This is a genomic window from Gordonia phthalatica (assembly GCF_001305675.1).
In the GTDB taxonomy this organism is placed as follows: Bacteria; Actinomycetota; Actinomycetes; order Mycobacteriales; family Mycobacteriaceae; genus Gordonia; species Gordonia phthalatica.
Window position 1 is genome coordinate 4,276,592 of sequence record NZ_CP011853.1, and the last position, 13,459, is coordinate 4,290,050.

The following is a 13,459-nucleotide window of genomic DNA, read 5'->3' on the forward strand; positions in this document are numbered from 1 at the left end:
AGATCTTGAACCAAGAGACTAGGCCCTGATGAACCGACCGCTGAGATAAGCCCCACAGAGCAAGGTCTCGCGACATTAACGTTCGACCCGAACGCCTGGATACACTACCGAACACACAACCAATGAGGAACCTATGGCCAGCCAACACGATACAGTCAGGGTCAGCGAGAATGACCTCCTTTCAACAAGCGAGATAATCTCCGTATCAGATGGATCTGTAACGTACATCCCAGTCTCTCCCGACCAAGGTAAAATACAGCCCCTGACCCAATTAATTAATGACAGACTATTGGGATCTACATTTCCGAACTTGCAGGCCAAAGGCCGCGGGCCAATTCGTGCATTAACCTGGGGGGTCTCTACGATTGCCGCAGCATCCATCACAGCCGCTTTCACAACCAATTTCATCCATTCCGACTGGTTCCCAGCTTCGGTAATTTCTTTCATTGCTTTTGCCGCTTTAGCGCTTGTTTCCATGTCGACTACCCATGTTTCCCGCATTACAGGACGGAGAGCCTCCTGGATGATGCTACGACCACCATTGATTGTTGCGTTAAATGCGTCTGCAACCGTTCTTGTTGGGCTCGTCGGATCCGCCGAAATAAAAGGAGTCGACACTAGCGCCCTCCGGACGATCATCTTTGCAAATGCGATCATAGTATTCATTCTTTTACTCGCAGCGTGCGCAACAGTACATAAGACCGTGCGCGGACGCCGAGAAAAGGCTAAGGCAGATCTTCTGATACTCTTCGTTGCGGTTGCTCCGGTTTCATCGTGGGCGATTCTTGAGTCTGCCAGCGATAAGGAAGTCAACGAGAACGGGTCGTTGCCAACGCTTGCAGTGGTTGCATTGTTATGGCTTGCACTGCAGTCTATGTTTGTGGCCAGCGCTTCTGGTCGAGACCTTGCTGGTGCCCAGTTTGTCGTTCTGGACGACAAGCCTCAGCGAGGAAATAATGCGGTGCAGGAATCTAATTCTGTTCCGATGAATAAGGAGATTACTGTAGGCACACCTTCTCGCCTCGGTACTGTGGCGGTGGGTGTTATTACGGGCGTTGTGGTAGGCCTGGCGCTGGGGCATGTCAAACATGCTAAATAAGTCGGCGATGTTCTCCGATTGAAAAGAACCGTATCTGTGACCATCGACGAGAATCTAACTGAGGAGAAGCCTGACTCACGTGGAGACTGCCGTATCTGTTAATCTGAGGACGTCAATTTGATCGGCCTGACAGGGCGTTGGACGGAGTGTCGCCCAGATCGATTCCGGGTAGCCGATCGCCAGCGAAGACGGCCTCGTAGGTCTGATATCCAAGACGGTTGTTTTCGCTTGAGGTGAGATGGTCGTGTTCGTGAGAACACTCGAGGTCTCCCGCAATATCGAGGACTAACTCGCTCGCGAACGTGCGACGATGGCTTCCGACCGGCGAGTCTCGACCACCTCATCGGGAGCGTGTTCCACCGCGCAATAGAAGACGGCCGAAAATTCTCGGCAATGGATCAGCCGTCGACTCCGTACGCCATCGCTCTGATAGCCACTTCGAGCTCTCTTGCGAAACCAGCACCGGGTGGCAGCCTTCGAATTGCCCGCGCTGGCGAGACATCGGCGAGGTGCGGGTTCATCCCCTGGAACCTCGCCTGGATCACCCTCTGCGGACTTCCGGTGGCTGCCAGCGACGCCGTAAGCGTCTCAGGCTTGATGGAGACAGGATTTACCGGAAGAGACAATTGTGTCATGTCTCGCCCCATCGAGGCACCCGAAAAGGCTGCGTGACCGTGCCAATTGCATGGTCATCGACACCCCGCGAGGATCCAGAGACCGCGCGCGGCGCGTTGGCTCGGATCGCCAAGCAACTCGATATCAACCCCGGAACCTGTGTAACTGGGTGCGCCGCGTTGACGCCGGCCAGGCTAAAATCCCTGTTGCGATCCGGGACGCAAGAGACAATGATCGCCCACCGGGCGTCGCCGCTCGGCGTTACCGTAGCCTAACCTCGAAATTTCATCGGGGTGATGTCCTGGCCTGTGCGGTTTCGGATTGAGGGCTGCGGGCTGATTATGCCTGTCGGGTACGACAAGGCCGCCGAGCGTCGGTGCGTCCGGGTTCCACATCACCGGAAGTGCAAGTTCTGTCATCTCGTGAAGTCAGGGCCCGGCGGTCGCGTCAGCCGGGTGCCGGGTAGGCGGTCAGCTGATCGAGACCGGCAGCGAGCAGGCCACTCCACGGATGCTGCCGGTCGTACCGAAGCCGGAGTTGTCGGGCGTGACGGGTCAGACGGGCCGCGGTCGCAAACAGTCGCATGCGCAGTTTCTTGGGTTCCCACAGGCGGGCGGCGGTACCGGCCAATGCCAGCATTTGGGTCCAGGCGAGCAGATCGCACGCCACCTCGACCAGGGCGAGCCAGATCTGATTCTGCGCGAACCCTTTCAGCGGAAGGTTAGTCAGGCCAGTATCTTTCGCGATCCGAATACGGTCCTCGCAGCGAGCCCGCCGCCGATGGCGGACCTCCAGATCGGCAAGCTGACCGCCGGTGGTGTTGGTGGCGAACGCGATCAAGCGCCACCCATTGCGGTCGGTGATCCGCAGTTGAGCACCCGGATGCGGCTTCTCACGGCGAACGATGACGCGCATTCCGGCCGGCCACCCCGCCAGGTCCAGGACACCGGTCAGTTCGGCAACATCAGCATTCTTGCGGGGTTCACCATCCGGGTCGTAGGCCGGAGTCCACGCCTGCTTCGGCAACTGGTCGATGAGGTCACCGATCGTCTCGTTCAACGGGAAGCCGACCGAATACGACAAGCGTCGACGGTTCAGGAAGGCGACGAAGTCGTGAGTGCCGCCGGCCGAGTCGGTGCGGATCAAGATCGAGCGGCCCGGCCGAGACCCGGCGCCCGGGACCTGATCGAGAATCTTCTTCGTCAGCGTGATGTGGTCGGCGGCGGTATTGGAACCCGCATTGCCGGGCCGCAGGATCGCCGCGGCGGCCTCACCAGTCCCGTCGGGTCCGTGGTCGATGAATGCCATCAAAGGATGAAACCCGAAGCCCCGCTTATAGGTTGGTTTCGCCTGCTCCTTGTCTGAGTGGGCGGTCACCAACGTCGCATCGATGTCGATGATCAACGGCTTCTTCGCCGATCGTCCATGATCGGGTGCCTGATCACCAGCCAGGGACCACACCTGCTGGCGGGCAGTGGCGCGAGCAGTCCGGATCGCATTCACCGCCCGCTCGGGATCGGCGGCCAGGGTGGTGATCAGGCGTGAGACCGTCGGATCGGAAGCCACCAGACCGAACACGTCGGGGCGACCGCGGAGCATGCTGATGTCGGCCAAACAGTCACCGCCGACGATCAAGCTGGTGGCCAGATCCAACAGGATCTTCGCTGGATCGTGCGTGGCGAGGGGTTTACGCCACGGTGCGAGAGCGGTCCGTAGCGCGTCGGTGAGGCCAGAGAGTTCGGCGGTGCGGGTGGCCAGGACGGTGCCGCCGTGGGTGAGGATCCCGCCGCCGTCGGCGGTGGCCTGAATCTGCGGGTAGAACACGGTAGAGTTCTTCACCAGAAAGGTGCTCCTCGCCTTGCATGTAATTGGAGTTTCGCAACAACAATTATTGCAGGTCAGAGCACCTTTCTTCATGAAATCCGCACGTCAGGCGAATTCAGTGATGAAATTTCGAGGCTAATGAGGCACTAATATCACCAGATGGCCGGAGGTACAGGATGATGACACGCATCCGCCTACTTGCGGCGTCGATGACGCCGCTCCTGGCCATCCTGGCGATCCGAGTCTGGTCCGCACAGTGCCTTGTGTCGGTGATTCTCGCTGGCATAGCGCTAATCTCAGTGGTGAGCCTCATCGGGTTCATGCACGCACGCAAGGGACTCGGAACCAACACCCAGACTCTGGCAGCAGTGGAGGACCAGACGGATCAGATCCCCGCGTACCTGGTCACGTACCTTCTTCCTTTCGTCATCTTAACGGTCTCGGGATGGCTGGATATTGTTGCGTATGCACTCCTCGCAGCGGTCCTTATCCTGGTAATCATCCAGACAGATCTAATCTATGTGCAACCGCTACTACTGATTGCGGGATGGCACCTCTATCGAGTAGATATATCCAATGGATATGGGCGGGAGTACATACTCATAAGTAAGAATAAACTATATCCAGGCCAGAGTGTAGACACCGTCAGCCTGGGCGGCAATTATGCCAAGGTCCTGGAAGTCAAGGAGTAAGAATGAGTAAGACTGAGCCCATAGATTTCAGCCAGTTCCACTTGAGTGAGAACCTAACCATCACAGTCGCATGGAGGTCCGGAAACCGCATCAAGCTCGGAAGGGTTGCAGCAACAGAACAGGTAAGGAGCGAGTTCCTCAATATAATATCGGGAACGGTCGAAAATATCTCGGAACGATCCGCCGAACCCTGGAGCGCAGAGGCAGATATAACTTCCGAAACCTACCTGGTTGCTGATGCAAATAACCTCGGGGATCACCCTGAGCTGGTATCTTCTTTTCAGGGAAGATCCTTATTCGAAGCACTAGGGACAGCAGAGTCGATACCGGTGCTAGATGCCGGGAAACTACCTGCTGCAGACATGACATTCTACGCACTAACCGTTGGTGACATAGGCCATCGAGTGACATTCCTAAGGAGGTCGAACCCTCGACGAGGATTGCGCAAAGGTCGCGTTTACACCAGCTTCAGAGACTCCCTAAGTCAAATCTCTGATCCAGTATTCGCATTTGATTATTTCACTGATATCGTCTTCATCGGAGACAAGGTAATCGTGCTTAGCACAACCGCATTCGGAGCACTGTTTCGAAGCCAGGAAGAGATTCAGGCACAGGTTCCCCGATGGACAGACGAACTAAGCTCTCACGTCCCCATAAGCGAGGACGCAAAAGTTCTAATAATAGACCGAGCTTTGAAGGTAACGAGGATTAGAACTCGTTTGGAGTCCATCGTAACAAGAGGTCACCTTCAGGGGATCGAGACAAGCACCCTCAGAGGGGCGATGAATCTAGTGGGAATGAACCCCGACGAGTTCCTTGATTCTGACGGAAACCTAACTTTGACCGATGACAATGTCGACCGCGCAATCACCTTCCTTAACGAAGATCTGTTCGCGGGGTCGATCACAGAAACACCATTTAGGGCAGATAAGAAGGCCATGGCATAGACGGAACCCCGTCTAGTGTCACGTTTCGTTAATAAGTTTATGGTTTTGCTTTCTTCAAAATTTCGTCAGCGGTCTTTGTCCATACGAACGGGTGCTTGCGGTCGTTCCAGCCGTTGATGAACGCTCGGATCTTCGCGTTGAGGTCCTTGACTGAGGTGAACACGCCTCTCCGGATCGCTTGGCGGTCGATGATGCCGAACCACACTTCGACGAGGTTGAGCCAGGATCCGGAGGTCGGGGTGAAGTGCACGTGCATGTTCGGGTGCGCAGCCAGCCAGTCGCGGACCTCGGCCTTCTTGTGGGTGGCGTAGTTGTCCATCACCAGATGCAACTCCTGGCCGGGGTAGGTGCGGTCGATCTGCTTGAGGAACGACAGGAATTCCTGGTGGCGGTGCCGCGGCTTGACCGCCGCGGTCACCTGCCCGGTCGCGATGTCCAGGGCTGCGAACAGGGTGGTGGTGCCGTGGCGTTTGTAGTCGTGGGTGCGGCGTTCGATCTGCCGCGGCTGCATCGGGAGCATCGGTGCAGTGCGGTCCAGGGCCTGGATCTGCGACTTCTCGTCCACGCACAACACGATCGCGTTCTCCGGCGGCTCCAGATACAAGCCGACGACGTCGGTGACCTTGGCGACCAGTTCCGGATCGGTGGAGAACTTGAACGTCCCCGACCGCCACGGCTGAACGCCGTACTCACGCCATGCACGGGCGACCGTGGCATTCCCGATCCCGAGGTGCCCGGCCAGCAACCGCGACGACCAGTGCGTGACCCCGTACTTGCGCGGCGGCGGCATCAACGTCGCGGAAACGACTTCCGCGTGATCGAGATGCCGTGGGCGACCGGGCCTTTCAGCGTCCAGGAGGCCGTCGAGTCCGTCACGGAGATAGCGGGAACGCCACTTGAGGACCGTCGGCACCGACGTCCCGACAATCTTACTGATCCGCGTGTTGGCCAGCCCCTCGGCAGCCAGGGCCACGATCCGCGCCCGACGCACCAGCCCTGCTGGCGTCGAGGTTGATCTCAACAATCGATCAAGTTCGTCCGCATCGCCATCGCGCAATTCCAGTGCCGGGGCTGGAGAATTCGCCATATCCATATTGTCTCAACCTGGCAACCATATACTAATTAACGACACGCGGCACTAGAGGTTCAGCAGTCGACTCCATGCGCCATCGCTCGAGTAGCCACTTCAAGCTCCCGCGTGAAGCCGGCGCCGGGTGAGAGGCTCCGAATCGCTCTCGCTGGCGAAACGTCGGCAAGGTGTGGGTTCATCCCTTGAAACCACACCTGGATCACCCGCGGTGGACATCCGGCGGGCCCTCTTGACCCCCTTCCTACGAGCCGGCAAGTCCTGCTGGCTCACCGCACGCGGTGAGCTCGTGGCCCGGCGCCCTTCGTTTCGGTGCCACAGTCCGGACTTCGCGCATGTCGATCGTTCGGACAGCGAGGCCGATCTGCACAATGAGATTCACTGTCACGCTGTTACTGGAGAGGTCGTTGACGTGGGTTCTGTGCATGAGGTCATCGAGGCGTTCCGCAAGGAGCGGTCGAACTCCGAGCGGGGTACGAAGTTCGAGGAGCTGATGGTCCGGTACTTCGAACTCGACCCGCTGCTGTCCCAGCAGTACGACGCCGTGTGGCGATGGATCGACTGGCCCGACCGCGACGGCCGACCCGACACCGGGATCGATCTGGTCGCCCGCGAACGTGATACCGGCGAGTTGACGGCGATCCAGTGCAAGTTCTACGAGCCGACCACCACGCTGTCCAAGAGCGACATCGACTCGTTCTTCACCGAGTCCGGGAAAATGCCGTTCACCAACCGGGTAATCATCTCCACCACCGACCGGTGGGGCCGCAACGCCGAGGAAGCCCTCGACGGACAGCGCATCCCCGTCCAACGCATCGGCCTGACGGAGATCGCCGAGTCGCCGATCGACTGGGATATCGCCTGGCCCGACGGCCATCTAGAAGTGTCGATGAGCGAGGCGACCCGCCACGAACCGCGCCCGCACCAGCGTGAAGCGATCGACGCCGTCTTCGACGGCTTCGCTACCGGCGCCGACCGCGGAAAACTCATCATGGCCTGCGGTACCGGTAAGACGTTCACCGCGTTGAAGATCGCCGAACGTACCGCCGCCGACCAGGGCGGGTCCGCTCGGATTCTGTTCGCTGTCCCGTCGATCTCGCTGCTGTCGCAGACCCTGCGCGAGTGGACTGCCCAGACCCAGTTGGATCTGCGGGCGTTCGCGGTCTGTTCGGATACGAAGGTCTCGCGCAGCGCCGAAGACATCGGCTCGGTCGACGTCGCGATCCCTGTCACCACCAACCCGGACACCTTGGCCGGCGAGATGGGGCACCGCAAGCGCGCCAAGGGTCTGACGGTCGTGTTCACCACCTACCAGTCCCTCCCGGTGGTCGCCGCGGCGCAGGCCGAGCACGGTGTCGACCCGTTCGATCTGGTGATCTGCGACGAGGCACACCGCACGACCGGCGTCACCCTCGCGGGCGAGGACGAGTCGAACTTCGTGCGCGTCCACGACGCCGACTACCTCAAAGCCACGCGCCGCCTGTACATGACGGCGACGCCGCGGATCTACGACGACAACGTCAAGGACAAGGCCGCCGAGCACGCCGCCGAGCTCGCCTCCATGGACGATGAGGACGTGTTCGGGCCGGAGCTACACCGCCTGTCGTTCGGGACCGCGGTCGAACGCGGCCTGCTCACCGACTACAAGGTGATCGTCCTGACCGTCGACGAAGACCTCGTCGCCGCCCCCATGCAGAAACAACTCGCCGGCGAGTTCTCCGAGCTCAAACTCGACGACGCCTCCAAGATCGTCGGCTGTTGGAACGGCCTCGCCAAGCGCGCCGGCAAGACGCCTGAGGGCACGGGGTTCGCTCCGGGTGAGGCGCCGATGCGGCGTGCGGTGGTGTTCGCCAAGGACATCGCCGCCTCCAAGCAGGTGTCTGAGGTGTTCCCTGCGGTCGTGGACGCCTATCGTGATCTGCTCACCGAGCACCAGGACGACGGCAGCGATGTCGACTCGACGAATCTGGATCTGCGGTGCGAGGTCCACCACGTCGACGGCACGTTCAACGCGCTCGAGCGGAACGCCGAGCTCGCCTGGCTCAAAGCCCCCGTCCCGGACGGGGACTGCCGTATCCTCACCAACGCCCGCTGCCTGTCCGAAGGCGTCGACGTCCCCGCCCTCGACGCGGTCATGTTCTTGAACCCACGGAACTCGGTGGTCGACGTCGTCCAGTCCGTCGGCCGCGTGATGCGCCGCGCCGAGCACAAGGATTACGGGTACATCATCCTGCCCGTCGCCGTCCCCGCCGGCGTTTCCCCGTCGCAGGCTCTGTCGGACAACCGTCGGTTCAAGGTCGTCTGGCAGGTTCTCAACGCGTTGCGCGCCCACGATGACCGGTTCAACGCCCAGGTCAACTCGATCGCCCTCAACTCGACCTCGGAACTCAAGACCGACCCAGGCAAGGGCTCGTCGATGCTGATGGGCGACCACATCGGCGCCGTCTCCGATGACCACGAATCCCTCGGCGACGGCACCACCCCGCCGGAATCCTCGGACAGCAGCGAGGCGGATGCTCATGCGCGGATGGCGCAGCAGATGGCGTTGTTCTCCCTGTCGGAGTGGCAGGAGGCGATCGTGGCGAAGATCGTCGACAAGGTGGGCACCCGCGCCTACTGGGAAGACTGGGCCGGCGACGTCGCTGACATCGCCGCCACCCTCATCACCCGCATCAACGCCATCCTCACCAGCGCCGACACCACGGTTCAGACCGAGTTCGACAAGTTCCACGACGCGCTGCGCGAGAACCTGAACGACTCGATCAGCCGTGACGATGCAATCAGTATGCTCAGCCAGCACCTGATCACCCGCCCGGTGTTCGACGCGTTGTTCGCCGACCACGACTTCGCCTCCCACAACCCCGTCTCCCGCGTCATGCAACGCATGGTCGACGCCCTCGGCGCATCCGGACTGGAAGCCGAAACCCGCAAACTCGAAGGGTTCTACGCCTCCGTCCGCGTCCGCGCAGCTGAGGTGACCACGGCTGAGGGCAAGCAACAGGTGATCTCCGAGCTCTACGAGAAGTTCTTCCGCATCGGCTTCAAGAAACAGTCCGAAGCACTCGGCATCGTCTACACCCCCGTCCAGATCGTCGACTTCATCCTCCGCGCCGCCGACGACGCCTCCCGCAACGCGTTCGGCCGCGGCCTCACCGACGAAGGCGTCCACATCCTCGACCCCTTCACCGGAACCGGCACCTTCATCACCCGACTCCTGCAATCCGGCCTCATCGACGACGACGACCTTCACCGCAAATACACCAGCGAGCTGCACGCCAACGAGATCATGCTGCTCGCCTACTACATCGCCGCCGTCAACATCGAATCCACCTACCACGCAATCCGCGGCGACCAAGCAACCGAGTACGAACCATTCGAAGGCATCGTCCTCGCCGACACCTTCCAAATGACAGAGAACGGCGACGCACTCGACCTGACCGTGTTCCGGCAGAACAGCGCCCGCGGACAAGCCCAACTCGAAACTCCGATCCATGTGATCATCGGCAACCCGCCGTATTCAGTCGGGCAGACCTCGGCGAACGACCTGAACGCGAACGTCGCCTACCCGACCCTCGACGCCCGGATCGCCGACACCTACGCAGCCAGGTCGACAGCAACCAACAAGAACAGCCTCTACGACTCCTACCTACGCGCCTTCCGGTGGGCCACCGACCGCATCGGAGACACCGGCATCGTCGCGTTCGTCTCCAACGGCGGATGGATCGACGGCAACACCGCCGACGGCATCCGCCTCTCCCTCGCTGACGAATACGACAAGATCTACGTCTACAACCTGCGAGGCAACCAACGAACCGCGGGCGAACTGTCTCGTAAAGAAGGTGGCAAGGTCTTCGGCGGCGGTAGCCGGAACACCGTCGCCATCATGATCGCCGTCAAAACCGCAAGCAGCGACACGTTCGACCTCAAGTACCGCGACATCGGCGACTACCTGTCCCGCGACGACAAGCTTCGCATCGTCACCGAGAGCACACTCGCCAACCTCGACTGGCAGACCATCGAGCCGAACCAGCACGGCGACTGGACCAACCAACGCAACGACGAGTTCGAAAGCTGGCCAGTCATCGGAGATAAGAAGGCATCAGGGTCGCAGTCGGTGTTCTCGAATTTCACGCGAGGTCTTGAGACCTCTAGAGACCCGTGGGTATACAGCTACTCCGAGCAGGGGCTCATCTCAAACGTTTGCCAACTAATTGCGAACTACAATGTTCAGATTGAACCATTCTCGAAGTACGCCCAGGAAACTGGCATATCTCGTCCTAACGAGTCGACAGTGAGCCAGTACCTCGCGAAACATCCAAACGGGACTGATCCACAGAAGATCAAGTGGTCACGAAGTCTCCGTGCACATCTTTCCAAGAAGAGGGAGGTTGTATTTGACCAGCGACAGATCGTTCCGAGTTTGTACCGACCGTTCAGCCTGCAACATACTTACTTCGATGCCTATCTGAACCATGAACGTTCACAACTCCCGTCCATGTTTCCGACAGCCCACCACAGGAACATCGGGATTGTTCTAACGGCACCCGCATCACACTTCGAGTTCACTCCGTTCATAACCGATCTCCTACCCAACCTACACCTCCTGGACACCGGACAGTTCTTCCCCCGCTGGACCTACGAGAAGGCAGAACCTAACGTCGACGAACTGAATCTCACGACATCTGGCGACAGCGAAGCTGATGAGTACGGGTACCGCCGCATCGACAACATCACCGACAGCATCCTCGCCCTGTACACCGACGCCATCGGCGGCCAGGTGACCAAGGACGACATCTTCTTCTACGTCTACGGCCTTCTCCACGAACCGGCCTACCGTGCGACGTACGCCGCTGACTTGAAGAAGATGCTGCCGCACATCCCAACCCCCGATTCACGTGAGCGGTTCGAGCAGCTCGCCGCGGCCGGTCGTGTGCTGTCGGATCTGCACGTCGGCTACGAGCATGTCGATCCGTACCCGCTTGATGTTCAGCTCAAGCCGAATGCTGATCCTGCCGATCGGGAGACGTGGCGGGTGACGAAGATGAAGTGGAAGTCGAAGACCGACCACTCGGCGATCGTCTACAGCCCGAAGGTAACGATCGCCGGCATCCCGGAGGAGGCCGAGCAGTACATGCTCGGCTCACGATCCGCGCTCGGATGGATCATCGACCGTTACCAGGTGAAGACCGACAAGGCGTCCGGGATCGTCAACGATCCGAACGACTGGTGCGACGAGCACGATGACCCGACCTACATCGTCGACCTCATCAAGAAGGTCACCACCGTCGCCGTCGAGACCGTCAAGATCGTGAACAGTCTGTAGCCGACGCGCGGGCTCGGCCAGTCACCCGGCCGAGCCCGCGCCCGGCGGCCTATCCCGTCACGCTGTGCGGGCTCGCGCCGCATCGTACCACGCCGCGAACAACTCCTGCGCCGTGTCCGCGAGAGCATCCAACTCGCCGACCTCGACCGGCTCCGACTTCGGACCGAGCGCCCAGTCGTAATAGCCCTGAGCCAACCACCCGTCACCAGGCAGAAACTTCTTCACCAACCCCGACTTGTTCTTCCCGACACCGCTACGCCCATTACTCGCACGCCCAGCACGCAACCGGTACCGGCCGCGATCAACGGCAACCACATCATCACGCAACACCTCGAGATACCGGACCCACCCGGGCGCGACCTCAGCGCGCTCAGCAGACGGGAAATCCGTCCGCGTCGGATCCGTCCCGATCCCGATATGGAACTCGTAGCGAATGTCCTCCACATTCACCGGCATGCCACGACCGACCACCTGGATCTGACCGCGCAACTGCCGCCCATCGGCGAACTCCGGACTCCCGATCGTGATCGCCGACATCCCACTCCCACCGCGATTCACCTCGCACGTCCAGCCAGTACCGAGACGCTCGGCAAGAGACGCAGCGATCGGCCGCAACGCACGCTCAACAGCCACCTTCTGCGCCGGCAGCGCCAGAACGTCCTCCAACCGCAGACGCGAATCGGGGAAACAGTACAGCAACCATTCCCAGGTCACCACAGACGCTCTACTAGCAAAACGCTCCGCATCGCTCTCATGGAGAACGAGCAAGACGAGCTCGTCGACCGCTTCCAGCTCCTTCTCGAACTGCTCCTCGGTGAGCTGGTGATTCACCTTGGCTTCAATCCCGATGGTGCGACCACTCGCCAGATGCACGACGATGTCGAGATTCGCCACACCCTCGCACTCCACACGGTCGACGACGTCGGTGCCCACCTCAAGCAGCACCTCTCGCAAGAACTGAAACGGCGCATGCCGGATCTCCGCAGCCAACGCCCGCGTCAACATCGGCTCGGTCGTGAACAACGCAGTCTCCCTCGTAACCGGAAGACCCCTGCGAGGACTGTCGAGCGTCGGGCACCGATCAGCGGCAGTAGCCCACGGACGAGCATCGATCGCTGCCGCGATATCAAGGATTTCCGGGTGCATTTCAGTCAAAGACTGACCATACGACGTGTGATAGTGGCTGCGCGCAAGGTAGAACGCCCAACCGCGAAGCACATCGATGCCCGCCCACTCCGGAATCGACCCCTCGCGCTCGTACTCCTCGATCACCCTGGCAACGACCGATCCGCGATCCCGGAGATTCTCGTCGAGCCTGGTGTAGCCGTTGTAGGAATGCGCCCATGAGTTGATCTTCTGCCGATCCGAATCCGTCATGGCGACGACAGTACTCAGCAAGTCAGACAACAACACACACAACGGACGAGCCACTTCCCAGCCCAGACACACGAGCGCTCATCGCCCAGGGCGTCTTACCCTCCGCGCTACTGACACCGAGCCCGGAATTCCGACCACCTGGCGGAATATCCGATTTGCGAACTGACACAGAACCCGGAATCCTGAGGCCTCCGGCGGAATGTCTGCTATGCGAACTGACATCGTGCCCGGAATTTCCGGCACCCACCGGAATCATCTCGCCGCTACTGACACACAGCCCGGAAAACACCCCGTTTACTGCCAAATCCACTGACAGCCAACCCGGAAACTGACAAACCTCAGCGGAACCTACACTTGACAGCAGGATGTCGAGATGCAGCGGAGATTAGCAGCGCTACCCCCGGAAGTCTGACAGAACATGCGTGCCTCGATGAGTCGTGTCAATTTTGATTCTCCATGTGGTCGGCCATCCAAGTCACTTTCGGCGAACATTTG

Annotated in this window: 7 protein-coding genes; 4 read left to right on the forward strand and 3 right to left on the reverse strand. The window is 60.1% G+C overall.

All coding sequences use genetic code 11. The annotated features are described in order from the left end of the window. Positions 1–133: 133 nt before the first annotated feature. Positions 134–1,099 (forward strand): hypothetical protein, encoded by a 966-nt coding sequence (locus ACH46_RS21400; protein WP_157851112.1) that lies wholly within the window; start codon positions 134–136, stop codon positions 1,097–1,099. A 1,062-nt stretch (positions 1,100–2,161) separates the two neighbouring features. Here ACH46_RS21400 and ACH46_RS20090 read toward each other — a convergent pair. Next, positions 2,162–3,553, reverse strand: coding sequence for an IS1380 family transposase (locus ACH46_RS20090; RefSeq protein WP_062393282.1), 1,392 nt, complete (start codon positions 3,551–3,553; stop codon positions 2,162–2,164). A gap of 161 nt (positions 3,554–3,714) precedes the next feature. On the opposite strand from ACH46_RS20090, the gene ACH46_RS20095 reads away from it, so the two are divergent. Both ACH46_RS20095 and ACH46_RS21405 read left to right on the forward strand, forming a co-directional pair. After that, positions 3,715–4,230 (forward strand): hypothetical protein, encoded by a 516-nt coding sequence (locus ACH46_RS20095; RefSeq protein WP_062394606.1) that lies wholly within the window; start codon positions 3,715–3,717, stop codon positions 4,228–4,230. A gap of 2 nt (positions 4,231–4,232) precedes the next feature. Beyond that, the gene (locus tag ACH46_RS21405; protein WP_157851113.1) at positions 4,233–5,177 is read left to right on the forward strand and encodes a hypothetical protein; all 945 of its coding nucleotides are present in this window, start codon (positions 4,233–4,235) and stop codon (positions 5,175–5,177) included. A 37-nt stretch (positions 5,178–5,214) separates the two neighbouring features. Here ACH46_RS21405 and ACH46_RS20100 read toward each other — a convergent pair whose 3' ends face one another. After that, complete coding sequence (locus ACH46_RS20100) at positions 5,215–6,264, reverse strand: IS630 family transposase (RefSeq protein WP_082399504.1); 1,050 nt, start codon at positions 6,262–6,264, stop codon at positions 5,215–5,217. Positions 6,265–6,676: 412 nt separating this feature from the next. Between ACH46_RS20100 and ACH46_RS20105 the strand changes: the two genes are divergently transcribed. Beyond that, positions 6,677–11,587 (forward strand): DEAD/DEAH box helicase, encoded by a 4,911-nt coding sequence (locus tag ACH46_RS20105; protein WP_062394608.1) that lies wholly within the window; start codon positions 6,677–6,679, stop codon positions 11,585–11,587. 57 nt (positions 11,588–11,644) lie between these two features. On the opposite strand, the gene ACH46_RS20110 is transcribed toward ACH46_RS20105, so the two are convergent. Next, positions 11,645–12,964, reverse strand: coding sequence for a hypothetical protein (locus ACH46_RS20110; protein ID WP_062395685.1), 1,320 nt, complete (start codon positions 12,962–12,964; stop codon positions 11,645–11,647). Positions 12,965–13,459 lie beyond the last annotated feature (495 nt).

What these genes read in the sequence shown, in the direction of transcription:
- ACH46_RS21400 (WP_157851112.1), top strand. Translation starts at nt 134, where the DNA reads ATGGCCAGCCAACACGATACAGTCAGGGTCAGCGAGAATGACCTCCTT.
- ACH46_RS20095 (WP_062394606.1), top strand. Translation starts at nt 3,715, where the DNA reads ATGATGACACGCATCCGCCTACTTGCGGCGTCGATGACGCCGCTCCTG.
- ACH46_RS21405 (WP_157851113.1), top strand. Translation starts at nt 4,233, where the DNA reads ATGAGTAAGACTGAGCCCATAGATTTCAGCCAGTTCCACTTGAGTGAG.
- ACH46_RS20100 (WP_082399504.1), bottom strand. Translation starts at nt 6,264, where the DNA reads ATGGCGAATTCTCCAGCCCCGGCACTGGAATTGCGCGATGGCGATGCG.
- ACH46_RS20110 (WP_062395685.1), bottom strand. Translation starts at nt 12,964, where the DNA reads ATGACGGATTCGGATCGGCAGAAGATCAACTCATGGGCGCATTCCTAC.